General features: G+C 63.6%; 14 protein-coding genes and 1 pseudogene. 3 read left to right on the top strand and 12 right to left on the bottom strand.

Translation table 11 applies throughout. The annotated features are described in order from the left end of the window. Positions 1 to 148: 148 nt before the first annotated feature. Positions 149 to 1,267, bottom strand: a complete 1,119-nt coding sequence (locus J6525_RS06010; RefSeq protein ID WP_092081746.1) for a branched-chain amino acid ABC transporter substrate-binding protein — start codon at positions 1,265 to 1,267, stop codon at positions 149 to 151. An 85-nt stretch (positions 1,268 to 1,352) separates the two neighbouring features. Further along, on the bottom strand, positions 1,353 to 2,129 hold the full coding sequence (locus J6525_RS06005) for a cupin domain-containing protein (RefSeq protein ID WP_225642812.1): 777 nt from the start codon (positions 2,127 to 2,129) through the stop codon (positions 1,353 to 1,355). 535 nt (positions 2,130 to 2,664) lie between these two features. Here J6525_RS06005 and paaZ point away from each other — a divergent pair. Continuing rightward, entirely contained in the window at positions 2,665 to 4,692 is a 2,028-nt protein-coding gene (gene paaZ / locus J6525_RS06000) for a phenylacetic acid degradation bifunctional protein PaaZ (protein ID WP_225642933.1), read from the top strand. On the opposite strand, the gene J6525_RS05995 is transcribed toward paaZ, so the two are convergent. The 4 genes from J6525_RS05995 to J6525_RS05980 form a co-directional block, all read right to left on the bottom strand. Beyond that, entirely contained in the window at positions 4,625 to 5,362 is a 738-nt protein-coding gene (locus J6525_RS05995) for a TetR/AcrR family transcriptional regulator (RefSeq protein ID WP_225642810.1), read from the bottom strand. The genes paaZ and J6525_RS05995 overlap by 68 nt on opposite strands. A gap of 746 nt (positions 5,363 to 6,108) precedes the next feature. Further along, positions 6,109 to 6,906 carry a MetQ/NlpA family ABC transporter substrate-binding protein gene (locus tag J6525_RS05990; protein WP_225642809.1) on the bottom strand — a complete coding sequence of 266 codons (798 nt, stop codon included), beginning with the start codon at positions 6,904 to 6,906 and terminating at the stop codon, positions 6,109 to 6,111. 33 nt (positions 6,907 to 6,939) lie between these two features. After that, positions 6,940 to 8,265, bottom strand: a complete 1,326-nt coding sequence (locus tag J6525_RS05985) for an O-acetylhomoserine aminocarboxypropyltransferase/cysteine synthase family protein (RefSeq protein ID WP_225642799.1) — start codon at positions 8,263 to 8,265, stop codon at positions 6,940 to 6,942. A gap of 129 nt (positions 8,266 to 8,394) precedes the next feature. Continuing rightward, positions 8,395 to 8,652 carry a hypothetical protein gene (locus tag J6525_RS05980; RefSeq protein WP_225642798.1) on the bottom strand — a complete coding sequence of 86 codons (258 nt, stop codon included), beginning with the start codon at positions 8,650 to 8,652 and terminating at the stop codon, positions 8,395 to 8,397. A 30-nt stretch (positions 8,653 to 8,682) separates the two neighbouring features. On the opposite strand from J6525_RS05980, the gene J6525_RS05975 reads away from it, so the two are divergent. Continuing rightward, complete coding sequence (locus J6525_RS05975; protein ID WP_225642796.1) at positions 8,683 to 10,083, top strand: LLM class flavin-dependent oxidoreductase; 1,401 nt, start codon at positions 8,683 to 8,685, stop codon at positions 10,081 to 10,083. A 41-nt stretch (positions 10,084 to 10,124) separates the two neighbouring features. On the opposite strand, the pseudogene J6525_RS05970 reads toward J6525_RS05975, so the two are convergent. Together J6525_RS05970 and J6525_RS05965 are read right to left on the bottom strand one after the other, a co-directional pair. After that, positions 10,125 to 10,900: pseudogene (locus J6525_RS05970) on the bottom strand (MetQ/NlpA family ABC transporter substrate-binding protein). Positions 10,901 to 10,928: 28 nt separating this feature from the next. Then, complete coding sequence (locus J6525_RS05965; protein ID WP_225642794.1) at positions 10,929 to 11,723, bottom strand: MetQ/NlpA family ABC transporter substrate-binding protein; 795 nt, start codon at positions 11,721 to 11,723, stop codon at positions 10,929 to 10,931. Positions 11,724 to 12,038: 315 nt separating this feature from the next. On the opposite strand from J6525_RS05965, the gene J6525_RS05960 reads away from it, so the two are divergent. Then, positions 12,039 to 13,046: an aliphatic sulfonate ABC transporter substrate-binding protein gene (locus J6525_RS05960; RefSeq protein ID WP_225642792.1), complete on the top strand. Its 1,008-nt coding sequence runs from the start codon at positions 12,039 to 12,041 to the stop codon at positions 13,044 to 13,046. A 9-nt stretch (positions 13,047 to 13,055) separates the two neighbouring features. On the opposite strand, the gene J6525_RS05955 is transcribed toward J6525_RS05960, so the two are convergent. The 4 genes from J6525_RS05955 to J6525_RS05940 are packed head-to-tail and all read right to left on the bottom strand — an operon-like array spanning position 13,056 to position 16,831. Beyond that, positions 13,056 to 13,721: a methionine ABC transporter permease gene (locus J6525_RS05955; RefSeq protein ID WP_038382360.1), complete on the bottom strand. Its 666-nt coding sequence runs from the start codon at positions 13,719 to 13,721 to the stop codon at positions 13,056 to 13,058. Further along, positions 13,711 to 14,835 (bottom strand): methionine ABC transporter ATP-binding protein, encoded by a 1,125-nt coding sequence (locus tag J6525_RS05950; RefSeq protein ID WP_225642790.1) that lies wholly within the window; start codon positions 14,833 to 14,835, stop codon positions 13,711 to 13,713. Before J6525_RS05950 ends, J6525_RS05955 begins: the two co-directional genes overlap by 11 nt. A gap of 50 nt (positions 14,836 to 14,885) precedes the next feature. Beyond that, positions 14,886 to 15,206, bottom strand: a complete 321-nt coding sequence (locus tag J6525_RS05945; protein WP_016840109.1) for a 4Fe-4S dicluster domain-containing protein — start codon at positions 15,204 to 15,206, stop codon at positions 14,886 to 14,888. Continuing rightward, a complete protein-coding gene (locus J6525_RS05940; protein WP_225642788.1) occupies positions 15,203 to 16,831 on the bottom strand; it encodes an FAD-dependent oxidoreductase in 1,629 nt (542 codons plus the stop codon). The genes J6525_RS05945 and J6525_RS05940 overlap by 4 nt, the downstream gene beginning before the upstream one ends. Positions 16,832 to 16,963 lie beyond the last annotated feature (132 nt).

The following is a 16,963-nucleotide window of genomic DNA, read 5'->3' as shown; positions in this document are numbered from 1 at the left end:
GCGCCGGTCACGAACGCAGCGGGAAACGATTCAGCCTGGCCAGGGTTGCCACCGTTCCGATTGCATCGGAACGGTGGCTCTCGATTTTGCTCTGACGCGTTTTCTTCACGCGAACCGATATCAGCTTCGCTCGAAAACGCTCCGGCGATCATTGACCGGCCGGCAGTTCGGCGTAGTTGCCGTCCTTGTCGCGGCGGTACACGACGTAGTCGATCAGGGTGATGTCACCCTTCGGCGTGTAGCTGATCTTGCCGAGCACGGTATCCCAGCTTCCGGCCTTGATGGCCGCCGCGACCTTCTTGGCGTCCGTGGTCTGGGCACGGGCTGCGGCCTGGCTCCAGATCTGGAACGCGGCATAGCTGTAGAGCGTGTAGCCGTCGGGATCGATGCCCTTGTCCTTGAACTTCTTCAAGGTCGCGGCCGCGGTCGCCTTTTTGCGCGGGTCGGGCGAGAAGGTGAACAGAGAGCCTTCGGCGAGCGGACCTGCGATCGCGGCGAACTGCTTGTCGACCAGGGCGTCGCCGCCCATCAGCACCGCATTGACGCCCTGCTCGCGCATCTGGCGCAGGATCAACGCTGCCTCGGCATAATAGCCGCCGACATAGACGAAATCGATCGACTCCTTCTTGAAGCGGGATACCAGGGCAGCAAAATCCTTGTCGCCCTTGGTATAGGCCTCATAGAGCTTTTCCTTCACGCCCGCGGCGTTGATGGCGTTCTTCGTTTCGTCGGCAAGGCCTTTGCCGTAGGTCGTCTTGTCGTGGATGATCGCGACGTTCTTGGTCTTGTAGTTCTTGATAATGTAGGCGGCCGCAACCGTGCCCTGCTGGTCATCCCGGCCGCAGACACGGAACGTGTTCCACAACCCGCGCTCGGTGAATTGCGGATTGGTCGAGCCCGGCGTGATCTGCAGCACATTGCCCTCGGCATAGGCGTCCGACGCAGGGATCGAGGTCGATGAGCAGAAATGCCCAACGACGAACGGAATCCTCGCGCCTGCCATCTTCTCGGCAACCGACACCGCCTGCTTCGGATCGCAGGCATCGTCGCCGACCTCCAGCTTCAGCTTCTTGCCAAGCACGCCACCCGCCGCATTGATGTCGGCAATCGCGAGATCAGCACCGTTCTTGAACTGCTGGCCAAAGCTCGCCTCGGAGCCGGTCATCGGCCCGACCACGGCAACACTGATATCCTGTGCCGTGGCGGCGCCGGACAAGGCCAGGCTCGCGCCGAGCGCAAGAAAATATCCTCGAAGTGCAAACTTCATCACATTCTCCTCGATGGTCTCAAGTCGCCTCAATGCATCGCAGTCGACGAATCCGCCGATTGCAACGATCACCGGGGGCTGCCTTTTAAGCGCGAGACGATCGGCAGGCTCGGACTGAGGCGACGGGGGATTGGACATATGCGACATCGGGCAACAATGTGAAACACGTTGTCGTGCATTGATGTCTGAAATCGCCCGCAGCGGACGTGATTGGGCGGCGATGTTGTGTGCGCGACAGCACACAGGCTGGCCGAGAGCGCTGTTTGCGACGTCGCCCGAGATCGACCAGATGCCGGACGACGGCGCCGCGCAGCTCGGGCGTCGCGAGCTGGTAGCTGTCGTCAAGCTCCCTGATGTAGAGCGCCGGCAGACGCATCGCCTCGGTGTTCGCGGGCAACGACCGGTTCAGCATGTCCTCGGGATCGCGGACCAGCAGTGCCAGCGCCTTGCGCGGGAGCCTGAGACCGACGAAACGGCTCGGCGAGACCGGGACCACCATGTTGCCGACCTCCGCGTTCGACTCCAGCACGGCCTGCCCCGGGCCCAGCTCGATGTCGCGGCCGCGCTGCGACGCGCGGGCGTTGCCGCTCGTGATGATCGTCAGCACAAGGTCGTCATTGCCGTCGAGCAGCTCGCGCGGCCGTGCGATCTTGAGGTTGCTGCACGCCCAGGATCCGATCCCGAGCCCAGGCAGCTCGCGCACATTGGCTTCGGCATGGAACGCGCCGACGCTCAGTGGCTCCGGATCGAGCTTCGCGATCATCCGCCCGATCTGCTCGCGAAAGATCGGCAAGCGGTCGCGCTCGCCGAAATCCGCGGTCGAGAACCGAAACCCGGCGATATCCGGCGACTGCATCGTCATCGGCCAATCCTCATGGCGGCAGGAGGTCGCCGGTGATATTCGGCCGATTTGTGGCAGCATGACACCGTTCGAGTGCACGGGACCGTGCTTACGTGTCGGCACTTTTGCTGCAGACAGGCGATGCTCGCCGGATCATCCTGACGTTCTTGTCGGGTCTGAAATGCAACCGAGACCGAAATCGTGCTCGCTCGATATTGCCCGGTGTCGTCATCCATGCGTTACGCGGATTATAATTGACTGACCGGACGGTCAATAGTAATCCAAGTACAGGTCACGCAACCTTCGGCCGCCAGAAGCCGCAACGGGAGGTCATCATGGTCAGCGATCTGGTGTTGACCAACATCCGAGCCGGATATCGTGACACTCAACGCCTTTCTCGAAAGCGCGCGACGCGCTTTGTCGGACGAGCCAAAGCTTGAACGTTCGGATTGAACATTCCGCCGTCAAGGCGAGACGCATCATTGATCACAAGTCAGAAGGTCCAATTGCGATGACACAGCCTCAATCCAGTGGTGCACGGACGGCGGGCAACGTCATGAAGCTCGACAGCTTCGTGCGCGGAAAATGGTCCGGCCCGGGCGAACCGGCAGCCGAGATTCACAGTGCCGTCACCGGCGATGTGGTGGCGGTCACCACCAGGAGCGATCTCGACATGCGCGAGATCCTCGCCTATGGCCGCGCGATCGGCGGCAAACATCTCAGAAAGCTGACGTTCCATCAGCGCGCGGGCCTACTGAAGGCGCTGGCCGACTATCTGACCCAGCACAAGGACCGGCTCTACAAACTGTCATTCCACGCAGGCGCAACCCGCACCGACGCAATGATCGACGTCGACGGCGGCATCGGCACGTTGTTCGCCTATGCCGGCAAGGGCCGCCGCGAGCTCCCGAACAGCAAATTCCTGCTCGATGGCAACGTCGAAGGGCTCTCCAAGGCTGGCGCATTCGCCGGTCAGCATATCGTGACGCCGCTGCACGGCGTCGCCGTGCACATCAACGCATTCAACTTCCCGTGCTGGGGCATGCTGGAGAAGCTGGCGCCCGCGCTGCTGGCCGGCGTGCCCGTCGTGACCAAGCCCGCGACGGTCACCTCCTATGTCGCCCACGAGTTGGTCCGGATCATCACCGAATCCGGCGTGCTGCCCGAAGGCGTGCTGCAATTCATCGTCGGATCGACCGGCAACCTGCTCGACCATCTGACCTGCCAGGACGTGGTGTCCTTCACAGGCTCGACCGACACGTCGCAAAAACTGCAGCGGCATCTGGTCATCGCGCGCGAGGCGGTCAGGTTCATCGCCGAACGGGATTCGCTGAACGCCGCAATCCTCGCTCCGGACGCAGTGCCGGGAAGTCCGGAGTTCGACCTCTTCGTCAAGGAAGTGGCGAAGGAGATGACGGTCAAGGCCGGCCAGAAATGCACCGCGATCCGTCGCGCGCTGGTGCCGTCGGCACGACTCGATGCCGTGATCACGGCGCTGCGCGACCGTCTGGCCAAGGTCACGATCGGCAATCCCGAAAACGACAAGGTCAGGATGGGGCCGCTTGTCGGGCTCGGCCAGCGCAGCGATGTGCTTGCCCATGTCGCGAAGCTTCGCGCCGAAGCCGAACTGGTGGCCGGCGATCCCGGCAACTTCGCGCTGCTCGATGCCGACGCGAAGCGCGGCGCCTTCGTTCCGCCGCTGCTGCTGCATTGCGCCAAGCCGCTCGCCGCATCCGCAGTCCACGCGATCGAGGCGTTCGGCCCTGTCAGCACCGTGATGGGTTACGACGATCTGGAGCAGGCGATCGCGCTGACCAATCGCGGCGGCGGCAGCCTCGTCGCATCCATCTACACGCACGACATCCCCGCCGCGACCGAACTGGCATTTGGCATCGGCAGTTTTCACGGCCGCGTCGCGATCATCGACCGCGACTGCGCGAGCGAGCACACCGGACACGGTTCGCCGATGCCGCAGATGGTTCACGGCGGCCCCGGCCGGGCCGGCGGCGGCGAGGAACTGGGCGGCGTCCGCAGCCTCCAGCACTACATGCAGCGCACCGCATTGCAGGGATCGCCGGCGATGCTGAGCGGCGTCACCGGCCGCTGGTTCAAGGGCAGCCCGATGCTCGAAGGCGACCTGCATCCGTTCCGCTATCACTATGACGATCTCGAGATCGGCCGCACGCTGGTCTCGAAGTCGCGGCAGATCACGCTCGACGACATCGAGCACTTCGCGCATTTCACGGGCGACACCTTCTACGCCCATATGGACGAGGAAGCGACCAAGGGGCATCCGTTCTTCCCAGGCCGCGTCGCGCATGGCTATCTGCTGCTGTCGTTTGCGGCCGGCCTGTTCGTCGATCCCGACTACGGGCCGGTGCTGGCGAATTACGGCCTCGACTCGCTGCGCTTCGTCAAACCCGTCCAGCCCGGCGAACAGATCCAGGTGCGGCTGACCGCGAAGGAGAAGATGCCGCGCAACAAGCAATATGGCGAGGTACGCTGGGACGTCGAGATCACGACCGGCACCGGCGAAACCGCGGCGACCTACGAGCTGCTGACGATGAATGCGATGCGGGCTTAACGGCCCGCGTCAGAGCAACTCGGCCTGCCGGCTGCGGGCCGGCCGATTTCGCCCTGCCGCGCGGCCGGGTGGCGGCGGCCGCGGCATCGTCGGCACCGGCCAGCACGAGTTGCGCGACGAAACCGGCATATTCGGCGCGGGTCATCGGCCCGCCCTCGCGAAACCACATGTAATGCCAGTTCAGCATGCCGAAGACGCTCATCGTCAGCGGCTTGAGCAGGCGCTTGTGCTTCGCCGCCGGCACGGCGGCGGCGAGTGCGTCCGACATGATCCCGACCAGGATCCGCTCGCTTGCGAGCAGCGGCTGCTGCTTGTCCTTCGGCAACAGCTTGAGACTTGAGATCTGGACCTGATGTTCGGCGTCGGCATGCCGGTAGAGCTCGAGCAGGGTCGCAACGATCGTCCTGAAGCGTGCGACCGGATCGCCGGCCTGTGCGCTCGCCTTGCGGACCGCCGCCACCAGCTTCGCGAGGTGCGACGACAGGATATCGAACAGGATCGCTTCCTTGTCGGGATAATAGTGATAGAGCAGCGCCTTCGAAACCCCGCAGGCATCGGCGATGGTGTTCATCGACGTGCCGACATATCCCGATGCGGCAAACAGCTCGGCCGAACGATGCAGCATCGAGAGGCGCTTGTCGTCATAGTCCTTGGCGCGCGATCGGGCCATGTCTTGTCCGTTTCACCAGGCGGCCGTTCGGCCATCGTCCAGAGATGTCAGTCAATAGTCGCAAAGTTCCGGGACCACAGCCCCGCCTCCGAACCGCTATTTATTGACCATCCGGTCGGACAATTCCATAAGCTCGGCGATCGGGCAACATTGCCCGGAATGAATTTTCCTGGCGCCGCGTCGCGAGAGCATCTCTCTGCTGCAAATCGCCTCGCCATGCGCGTCTAATTGCAAAGTTCGCGGCGCCGCCGAGTTTCGCGCGCGTCCCGAACAGGAGCGTGTTATCGTTCATCGAACGGCTCGGAATGCGAAGGAGGCTCTGGGTGCGGACATCCTCTTGGCTCCACGTCCTTCGTCGCGCGGCCCGTCGGCTGAAGAGATGGCAGCGGCGGCTGGCGCGCGCTGCCAACCCGGACGGCAAGGACATGCACGAACTCTTTCTGTTTGGTCCTCACGGCTGATCGCTCGTTGCCGCGACGCATGCCCAATCGAGACCGCGGCAGATGTGATCCTTCGCGACGCTGACGTCAGTCTGCCCACGCCGCACATGTCGTGCGGCAAGATCACGCACAGAGCGATAGCATGACAGCGCCCGCTCTACCGGTTCGCGCCGACGAGGAACGGCGGCTCGCATCCTTCGCGCGCGTCTAGAGCCCCGTTCCGATGGAATCGGAACGGGGCTCTAGATTCTAGTTTTTGACGCGCTTTCCTGCCGCGAACCGGCGTCCACTTCGCTCGAGAAAGCTCTAGCTGCCGAAGCCGGCCGGAATGAACGCCGGCAGCTTCTCCTCGATGAAGTGCTTGACCTCGGGTGAATTGAAGACCTGGATGAAGGCCTTCAGGCGCGGATCGTCCTTCTTGTCCGGCCGCGCGGCAAAGCGCAGCACGAGACCGTCATCGACCGTGCGGTCGATCACCAGCGCCGATTTTGGATCACCGCCGGCCGGTATCAGATAGGTGATGTTGACGAGCGCAAGCGTGACGTCATCGAGCGACCGGTAGGTCTGCGCCGGATCGAGCTCGACGATCTTCAGGTTCTTGGGATTTTCGATGATATCAAACCGATTGACCGAAAAACCCTTGCCCGGCGCCAGCTTGATCAGTCCGGCGCGTTCGAGCAGGATCAAGCCACGCGCGCCGTTGAGCGGCTCGTTCGGGATCGCAACGCTGTCGCCGGACTTGATCTCCTCGAGCGACTTGATCTTCTTCGAGAACAGCCCGACGGGCGCGATCACGCCGACCTTGTCGACCTGGACCAGGTCGAAGCCGCGCTGCTTGTTCTGGATCGCGAGATAGGTGGCGTGCTGGAACAGGTTGGCGTCGACGTCGCCGCTGTTCACCACCTCGTTCAACGCGACCCAGTCCGACAGCTCGACGATCTTGACGTCCTGCCCCTTGTCCTTGGCGAGCTTGGCGGCAAAGCCAGCCAGCTGACCGACCGGGCCGGCGCTGGTCGCGATCTTGAGAGGTTCGTCCGCAACGGCGGCCGCAGTCATGGCAAGCAGCACGCCAGCCGCCTGCGCCAGGCGCAACAATGTCTTCATGGTCTCGGTTTCAACTCCGTCTTCAGGGATCGATCAGGCCGCCTTGCGGCCGCTGCTTCCCGCCTCAGCATCAGTCAATGCCTGGGTGAGGTCGGCGAGGATGTCGTCGGGATGCTCGATGCCGACCGAAAGCCTGATGTAGCCGGGCGTCACGCCTGCCGCGAGCTGCTCTGCGCCGCTCAGTTGCTGATGGGTGGTCGATGCCGGATGGATCGCCAGCGAGCGCGCATCGCCGATATTGGCGACGTGATAGAACAGTTTCAGCGCATCGATGAAACGACGGCCGGTCTCGACGCCCCCCTTCAGCTCGAAGCCGACCAGCCCGCCATAGCCGCCCTTCAGATAGAGATCGGCGCGGCGCCGGTCCTCCCCGCTCTGCAGTCCGGGGAAGATCACGTGCGAAACGGCGGGATGTCGTGCCAGGAAATTCGCGACCTTGATCGCGTTCTCATTGTGCTGACGCAGCCGCAGGGGCAAGGTCTCGAGTCCCTGGATGAACTGAAATGCGTTCTGGGGAGCGACCGCGGCACCGAGATCGCGCAGCAGCTTCACGCGTGCGCGCAGGATGTAGGCGATCGGACCGAGCGGCTTGGCTGCCTCGGTCCAGATCGCGCCGTGATAGGCATCGTCCGGCTGCGTCAGCAGCGGGAAGCGCTCGGCGTGCGCCGCCCAGTCGAAATTGCCGCCATCGATGATCGCTCCGCCAATCGACGTGCCGTGGCCGCCGATATACTTTGTCGCGGAATAGACGACGATCGCTGCGCCGTGCTCGAACGGGCGCGCAATGAGCGGGACGGCGGTGTTGTCGAGAATCAGCGGCACGGCGAGCGAACGGCCGATATCCGCGACTTCCCTGATCGGGAAGACGTTGAGCTTGGGGTTCGGCAGCGTCTCGGCGAAATAGGCCCGGGTCTTCGCATCGGTCGCCCGGCGGAAGTTTTCCGGATCGGCCGGATCGACGAAGCGAGCCTCGATGCCGAACTGCTTCAGCGTCTGCGACAGCAGCGTCCAGGTGCCGCCGTACAGATCGGTCGATGAGACGATATTGTCGCCGGCTTGCGCGATGTTGAAGATCGCGTAAGCCGTCGCCGACTGGCCCGACGCCACGGCCAGCGCGCCAACGCCGCCTTCCAGCGCGGCCAGGCGCTCCTCGAACGCGTCAGCCGTCGGATTCTTGATCCTGGTGTAGATCTGTCCGATCGCCTCCAGGGCGAACAGCCGCGATGCGTGATCGGTATTCTCGAATTGAAAGGACGTCGTTTGGTAGATCGGAACGGCGACGGCGCCGGTCGCCGGGTCGGACCGGTACGATCCGCCATGCAAGGCGAGCGTCTCGACATTCTTGGTTTCGATCGGCATCTCGAAATTCTCCTGAAATCCGTGGACCCAGCATCAAAAGGCAAAGAATGATGCGCAGCAGCGTCCGCGACTGTCGAGACATCGGAGAAAATAGCGATGAGCGTGCTGGCGGCGCGTCTGATGGCGTCGCTAATTTTTCAGCCGCGGCGCCTGTCGCGTAACATTTGTTTCACTGCTCCGCCGGTTTGAACGGCTCAGTGGAGCTGATGAGTCATCTGCCGATCGCGCCTGCAAATCAGTACGCAATGTCGTGCATACCGTCATTTCGAACAGCACGATGACGTCGAACAAACGAATCTCTGCTGCGCCGGATCGAAGACAAAGCACGATTTTGATCCTGTCTTTCCATATAGAAAATAAAGCCGCGCAGCTGACGTGATAAATCACCTCTCAGTCCTCAATTAGCGGAATCGCGCAATGACCAGACCAAAGGCACTTCGCTTCAACGCGTTCAACATGATGGCGCCGAGCCACAACTGGGCCGGTCTCTGGTCGCATCCGCGCGACACTTCACTTAACTACAACTCGCTCGACTATTGGGTCGACTACGCCAGAACCGCCGAACGCGGCCTGCTCGACGGCATCTTCCTCGCCGACGTCTTTGGTATCTATGACGTCTACGGCAGCAGTCCTGACACTGCGCTGCGTCACGCCGTTCAATTGCCGAACGCCGAGCCGACCCTGCTCGTCTCCGCCATGGCTTACGCAACGAAGCATCTCGGCTTCGGCATCACATCCAACCTCACCTACGAGCATCCCTACCAGTTCGCCCGCCGCTTCTCGACGCTCGATCATCTCACTCGCGGGCGGATCGGCTGGAACATCGTCACCGGCTATCTCGACAGCGGCGCCCGCGGAATGGGCCTTGAGGCCAACCGCGCGCATGATGAACGCTACGAGGCGGCCGAGGAGTTTCTCATTGCGAGCTATAAGCTATGGGAAGGCAGCTGGGAGGACGGCGCGGTTCGCCGTGACCGGACAGCGCGCGTGTTCACGGATCCGGCAAGGATCCACAATGTGCGGCACCAGGGACTTCATTACCAGGTCGACGGCATCCACCTCGCCGAACCCTCGCCACAACGCACACCGTTGCTGTATCAGGCGGGAACCTCGAAGCGCGGCCGCGCCTTCGCGGCGAGGCACGCGGAGGCGATCTTCCTCAACGGCCAGACCAGGCCCATTCTGGCCCGTGCCGTACGCGAGATCAGGGAAGCGGCCAAGGCGTTCGGACGAGATCTCTATGATATCCGCCTGTTCGCCGGCGCGACCGTGATCGTTGCCCCGACGCGCGCGGAGGCCAGCGATCTGCTCGAGGAGTACGCAGGGTATGTCGATCAAGCCGGCCAGCTGGCTCTGCTCTCGGGCTGGACCGGCATCGACTTCTCGAACTATCGTCCCGATCAGGCGGTACAATATGTCGAGAGCAACGCGATCCAGTCGATGGTCGAGAATTTCACGTTGCGGAGCGAGCGGCCGGTCAAGGTCGGTGATCTCGCGACGCTGAGCCGGATCGGCGCACGCTCGCCATTCGTGGTCGGCTCGCCCCAGGACGTGGCCGATGAGCTGATCGCCTGGGCCGACGAAACCGACGTCGACGGCTTCAACCTGTTCCGCCTCGTCGCGCCGGAATCACTGACGTCATTCGTCGACCTCGTCGTGCCAGAATTGCAGTCACGCGGAGTCTACAAGACAGCCTATCGCGAAGGCACGCTCCGCGAGAAGCTGTTCCCCGGACGCGGACCCTATCTTGACGCCACGCATCCCGGCGCCGGCTTCCGCCGCGCCTCGACGGCAGCGCGCACCGAAGCCGCCGAATAGATCAGCCTGGAAACCTCCTGGCGATGGGCGATCAACGCCCGTCACCAGGTTGCGATGTAGGTGCCCTTGAAGCGTTTCTCGAGGAATGCCTTGACCTCCTCGGAATGGTAGGCATCGATCAGCTGCTTGACCCAGGGCTTGTCCTTGTCCGCCTCGCGCACGGCAACGATGTTGACCCACGGGCCATCGGCCGCCTCGCGGGCAATTGCATCGGTGGCGGGATTGAGCCCGGCCTGAACCGCATAATTGTTGTTGATCGAGACCAGATCGACATCTTGCAGGGAACGCGGCAACTGCGCGGCATCAAGCTCGACGAAGCGCAGATGCTTCGGATTGTCAGTGATGTCGGCAATGGTCGACGCGACGTTGTTGGGGTCCTTGAGCTTGATCACGCCGTGCAGCGCAAGGATCATCAGGCCGCGCGCACCATGGAAGGATCGTTGGCGATCGCCACCCGCCCGCCATCCGGAAGATCGGCCAGCTTCTTGTATTTCAACGAGTAGACACCCTGCGGCGACGCAATCGTGTTGGCGACCTTGACGATCTTCCAGCCGGTCTTCGATATCTGGTTCTTCAAATAGGGTTCGTGCTGGAACGAATTGGCCTCGAGATCCCCGAGCGCGAGCGCCTGGTTCGGGATCACATAGTCGGTGAATTCGACCACCTTGATATCGATCCCGCGGCCGGCCGCCACCTTCTTGACGACTTCAAGGATCTCCGCGTGGGGTCCGGCGGTGACGCCGACCCGGATGGTCCCGGCCCTGGCGGTGCCGATCAAAAATGCTACGGCGGCAACCGCCGTCATCACGATGCGCATGGCTCTTCCTCAACAGTCAGGTCGGCGACTACCAGCTCGGCAACACCGCGCCCTTGAACTTGGTGAGCACAAATTCCTTGATCTCAGGCGTGTGGTAACTATCGACCAGGATCTTGACCCACGGCTTGTCCTTGTCGGCGGAGCGCACCGCAATCAGATTGACGTATGGCCCTTTCGGATCCTCGCGCAGGATCGGATCCTTGACCGGATCGAGACCGGCCTGTGTCGCATAGTTGGTGTTGATGACCGCCGCATCGACATCGTCGAGCGCGCGGGGCGCCTGGGCTGCGTCGACCTCGACGAATTTCAGGTTTTTGGGATTGTCGGCGATGTCGATAACGGTCGGCTTGAAGCCGACGTCGCTCTTCAGCTTGATTGCGCCCTTGTCGCGCAGCAGAAGCAGCGCCCGGCCGCCATTGGTCGGATCATTGGGAATTGAGACCTTGGCTCCGTCAGGAACGTCGGCCCAGCTCTTGTGCTTGCGCGAATAGACGCCGATCGGAAAATTGACCGTCAGTCCCACCTGCTCGATCTTGTAGCCGCGATCGGCTTTCTGGTTGTCCAGATAAGGCTGGTTCTGAAACGAGTTGGCCTGGATGTCGCCGGCGTCGAGCGCCGCGTTCGGAACGACATAGTCGGAGAACTCGATAAGCTGAAGCTCGAGCCCGCTCTTCGCCGCGATCGGTTTCACGGCCTCGAGGATTTGTGCATGCGGCCCGGGCGTCACGCCGATCTTGATCGTTTCTGCCGCGGCGGCGGTCGACCAGATCGCAACAACGCCTGCAACAGCGAAAATGGATCGAAGCAACATCTTGGTCTCCATGGAACTGAACTCGCTATCAAGCTCATCGCCCGCGCTGGGGACGAAATCAATGAAATGAGAATCCAAATTTTTCCCCATGACGAGTCACCGCTGCTGTGGCCGCGATGAAAAGAGAATGGAGCCGGCCGGGCATGTTGGCGCAGCGAGCGACTTATCTGCTGATGCCGGCGGCAACGCGTAGGCCAAAAATACTTTTCTCGCTGACTTCGCTTGCAGAGAAAATAGCACTCGTTCGGACGATTTCTCCGCGATTGCCTCCGGCGCACCGATTGCACACAAATGGCAACAGATCGAACCGGCTCAGGACAACTTGCCATGCCCATCATTGCCCGCCCCATCCCGCAAGCGCAGGCCGCATCATCGGCGACTGCGATGTCACGCCGTCTTGCTGTCGCCGCCATCGGGCTGCTTGCGATGACCTCGCTGGTCCGGCCTGCGGCCGCCGAGGAAATCCGGATCGGCTACCAGAAATCGTCGACGCTGACCGCGATCCTGAAGACCAACGGCGCGCTGGAGAAGGCGTTGGCGCCGCTCGGCATCACCGTGTCGTGGCACGAGTTCACCAGCGGCCTGCCGCTGCTCGAGGCCATCAATGTCGGCAGCATCGATTTCGGAGCCGACGTGGCCGACACCGTGCCGATCTTCGCCCAGGCCGCCGGCGCCAAGCTCGCTTACGTCGCCGAGGAAGCCGCTTCTCCATCGGCGCAGGCGATCCTGGTGCCGAAGGATTCCGCGATCAAAGCGCCGGCCGATCTCAAGGGCAAGAAGGTCGCGGTGACCAAGGGCGCGGGCAGCCACTTCCTGCTGCTGGCGGTGCTGGCCAAGGCCGGACTGTCCTTCAAGGACATCACGCCGGCCTATCTGACGCCGGCCGATGGCCGCGCGGCATTCGTCAGCGGCAATGTCGACGCCTGGGTCGCTTGGGATCCGTTCCTCAGCAGCGCGCAACGCCAGTCCGGCGCGCGCATCCTGACCGACGGCAGCGGCGGGCTCGCAAGCTACAAGCGCTACTATCTCGCGTCGGCCGCGTTCGCCGAAAAGCGGGCCGATGCACTGAATGTCATCTTTGCCAGGCTGGTCGAAACCGGCACCTGGGTCAAAGCCAATCCGAACGACGCCGCGGCGCTGCTCGCCGGCCTGTGGGGCATCGACGCCGCCACGGTGGAGGAGGCCAACAGCAACCGCTCCTACAAGGTCGGCGTAGTCACCGCGGCCGACCTTTCCGAGCAGCAGAAGATCGCCGATACCTTCACGGCCGAAGGTCTGCTGCCACGCAAGGTCGATACCGGCGACGTCAGGATCTGGGCGCCGAAGGGATCGTGACGGCGCTGCCTAGCGATGGCGCAGGCGGCGGTTGACGCGGCGCGCCAGGTAGTCGCCGGCGGTCTGCACGGTCTGAACCAGCGCGATCAAAACGACGACGACCGCCAGCATCATTTCGGGCATGAAGCGCTGATAGCCGTAGCGAATGCCGAGGTCGCCGAGGCCACCGCCTCCGACGGCCCCGACCATTGCTGAGTAGCCGAGCAGGCTGACCACCGCGAGTGTCAGGGCCAGCACCAGGCCCGGCAACGCCTCCGGGATCAAGACCTTGAACACGATCTGCAACGGGCTTGCACCGAACGAGGACGCCGTCTCGATCAGACCGGCATCGACCTCGCGGATCGCCGCCTCGACCAGACGGGCAATGAACGGCGTTGCCGCGATGGTGAGCGGCACGATTGCCGCGCCCGATCCGATCGAGGTGCCGGCAATCAGCCGCGTGAACGGAATGATCGCAACCACCAGGATGATGAACGGCGTCGAGCGGGCCGCATTGACGATGACGCCGAGCACGCCATTGGCTGACGGCGCGGCGAACAGCTCCCCTTTCCGGCTGGTCGCCAGGAAGACCCCAAGCGGAAGGCCCAGCGCGGTCGCAACCAGCGCGGCCACCGAGACCATGAAAAGGCTCTCGCCCGTGGCCTGAACGATCAGGTTGATGAGTTCACGCGACATAGCCGAGACGCTCCACCAGAATGTCATGCTGAGAAAGATAGGCCAGGGCCTGCCTGGCCGCGGCTTCACCGCCGGGAATGCCAAGGATTAGCGAACCCACGTGCTGGCCGCCGATCTCATCGATGCGGGCCGATAGCAGCGCCACGTCATGGGACAGTTCGCGCGAAAGCCGCGCCACCACGGTGTCGCCGGCTTCAGTGCCGCGCACCTGCACGCGAAGGACCGTCTGCCCGCCGGCAACCGGCTGTGGCGAAAGGCGGCTCGCCAGCGAGACCGGAACACTGTCCCCGATCACCTCGGAAAGGAACGCCTGCGTGACCGGATGCCGGGGATGCGTGAAGATCTCCGCGACATGACCTCGCTCGACGACCTGGCCGCCGTCGATCACCGCAACCTCCTTGGCGAGCTGGCGGACAACCGACATCTCGTGGGTGATCAGCACGATCGTGACCCCGAGCTCGCGATTGATGTTGGCCAGCAGGTCCAGAATCGCACGCGTGGTCTGCGGATCGAGCGCCGACGTCGCCTCGTCGGACAGCAGCACATTCGGCCGAGTCGCCAGCGCGCGGGCGATGCCGATGCGCTGCTTCTGGCCGCCGGACAATTCCGAGGGATAACGATCGTACTTGTCGGCAATGCCGACGAGTTCGAGCAGCTCGGCCACACGGACGGCGATGTCGGCCCTGGACCAGCCGGCGATCTCGAGCGGCAAGGCGATATTGTCCGCCGCCGTCCGCGACGACAGCAGGTTGAAGTGCTGGAAGATCATGCCGATCGAGCGCTGCGCCAGGCGCAGCTCGCGACCGGCAAGCGCCGAGATCTCGCTGTTATCGACGACGACGCGGCCGCTCGACGGCTTCTCAAGCCCGTTGATGAGGCGGACGAGGCTCGATTTGCCAGCGCCGGAGCGGCCGATCACGCCGGTGATCGAGCCGCGCGGGATCGCGAAGTCGATCGCCTGCAAGGCATGCACGCTCGGCTTGCCGCGATAGGCCGGATAGACCTTCGAGACCGCCTCGAAGCGGATCATGGCTTCGCTCGCGTTGGAAGCGAGCGGAATGGACGGCAGCGGCGCAACATGCTGCGCCGTCGTCAGGGATTGATGTACATTCATTCAGTCGGTCCAATTGGGAAATGGCTTCGGTCGCCGGGCACAGCCCGGGCTCAATGACCAAAGAGCAGATAGCTGCGGTCGATGCCGCGGAGATCGCGCGTCTCGTCGGTCCAGCCGACCGCGCGGCGGTAGCTGCCCAACGCGGCAGTCTGCCGCAACGCGACCACGTCGGTCGGGCGAGGTTCCTCCGCATAAGGCGACACGTAAAGCGCGTCCTCGGGACAATACAGTTCGCAGAGGAAACAGGTCTGGCAATCGCCCTGACGGGCGATCACCGGAATCCCCTCCGTCTTGTCGAAGACATTGGTGGGGCAGACATTCACGCAGATGTCGCAGGACGTGCAGCGCTCGGCGTCGATCACCTCGATCATTCCGCCGCCTCTGCATAGCTGGCCTCGGCATGCGGCCGCACCGTGGTCCAGACCTCGTCCAAGCCGCCGCTCGTCACGTAATGGCGTTGGCGGTCGTCCTGATCGGGATAGTCGTCGCGGCGATGCATGCCGCGGCTTTCGTTCCGCGCCAGCGCGCTGCGGTACATCCAGCGCGACGTCGCCAGCATGGCCGCGCTCTCGCGGGCACGTAGCAGATCGTCCTTGCTCGCCGCAACGGCCGATGATGCATCGACCCACGCCGCATCCAGCCGCGCCAGCGCGCCTTCAAGACGCGAGGCGTGCCGGAAGTAGTTCAGCTCATACGGATAGACTTCGTCCTGGACCGCCTTTGCCAGCGCGGCGGGCTCAAACGCGCGACCCGCATTGCTCCGGAACGCGACGGTGCCGGCGGACGCCAGTCGTCGCTGACGCGCCGGGCCCAGCTGCCTTGCATAGCCAGCAGCGCCCCATCCGGCCCAGGTCCCCGATGACATCGCCCAGGCGGCGTTGTGGCTGCCGCCGCCGGTGAAGCCGCCGCAGATCAATTCGCGCGTCGCTGCATCACCGGCGGCATAGAGCCCGGGCACGCTGGTGGCGCAGCTGTCGTCGACAATGCGCAGGCCGCCGGTGCCGCGCACGGTGCCTTCGAGCCGCAAGGTGACGGAAAAACGCTCCCTGAAGGGATCGATGCCGGTGCGATCGAACGGCAGGAAGAAATTCGGCTGCGATGCGCGCATGTGACGCTGCACGTCGTCGTCGGCCTTGTCGAGGCGCGCGTAAACCGGCCCCTGAAGCAACGCGCGCGCAATCGCCGATCGCCCGCCCTTGGATGCCGCACCGGGAACGACGCTGCCGTCCTCGTAGCTGAAGGTCGCCCAGCCGTAGAACAGTGTCTTGGTCACGGAGCCGAACGCCGGCGAGATCGCATAGGGATTCGAGAATTCCATGCTGCTGAACTCGGCCCCGACCTCCGCGGCCATCAGATAGCCGTCTCCGGTCAGCACATTCGATCCCAGCGTCTTGCTCAGGAACGCGCAGCCGCCGGTCGCGATGACGACAGCCTTGGCGCGCACGATCCAGCGATCGTGCTTCTGGCGGCGCACGCCACTGGCTCCCGCCACCGAGCCGTCGTCATCCACCAGCAGCTCAAACGCCGGGCTGTGATCGAGAATGGTGACACCGGCCTGCTTGGTGCGCTTGCGCATCAGGCGCATGTATTCCGGCCCTTGCAGCGAGTTGCGCTGCGACTTGCCACCGTCGTCGACCGGGTAAGGGTAACCCCAGGCAGCCAGGCGATTGCTGTCCTCGTAGGTCTGGTCGAGCACGCGCGTCATCCAGCGGCGATCCTGCAGGTGCCCGCCCATCTTTTCGCGATTGGCCATCGCGGCCTCGCGCAGCGCCGGATTGGGATCGACATACCAGACGCCGGTGCCGGCAGCCGCGGTGGCACCCGACGTGCCGCAAAATCCCTTGTCGGCGAGCACGACGCGTGCGCCGCGCTCGGCGGCGCTCACCGCAGCCCACGTCCCCGCCGGCCCGCCGCCGATCACCAGCACGTCAGCGTCGAATTCGACCGAGCCGCCTGGCGCGGTTCGCTGTTCGGCGCGTCGCTCGTGGACTGTCATCGTTCAATTCTCCGGGCGGCACCGATTGCTTGCAATGCGCCGCAACAACATCGTTACGCGCGGAGGCTTCCCTGGCAATTTCAGATATTTGCGCAGACTTGGACGAAGCTTCCCCTGCCGCTGCGCACCGAA

Source organism: Bradyrhizobium australafricanum (assembly GCF_020329495.1).
GTDB lineage: Bacteria > Pseudomonadota > Alphaproteobacteria > Rhizobiales > Xanthobacteraceae > Bradyrhizobium > Bradyrhizobium australafricanum.
The sequence above is the reverse complement of the archived record's forward strand: the minus strand, read 5'-3'. Positions and strand labels throughout refer to the sequence as shown.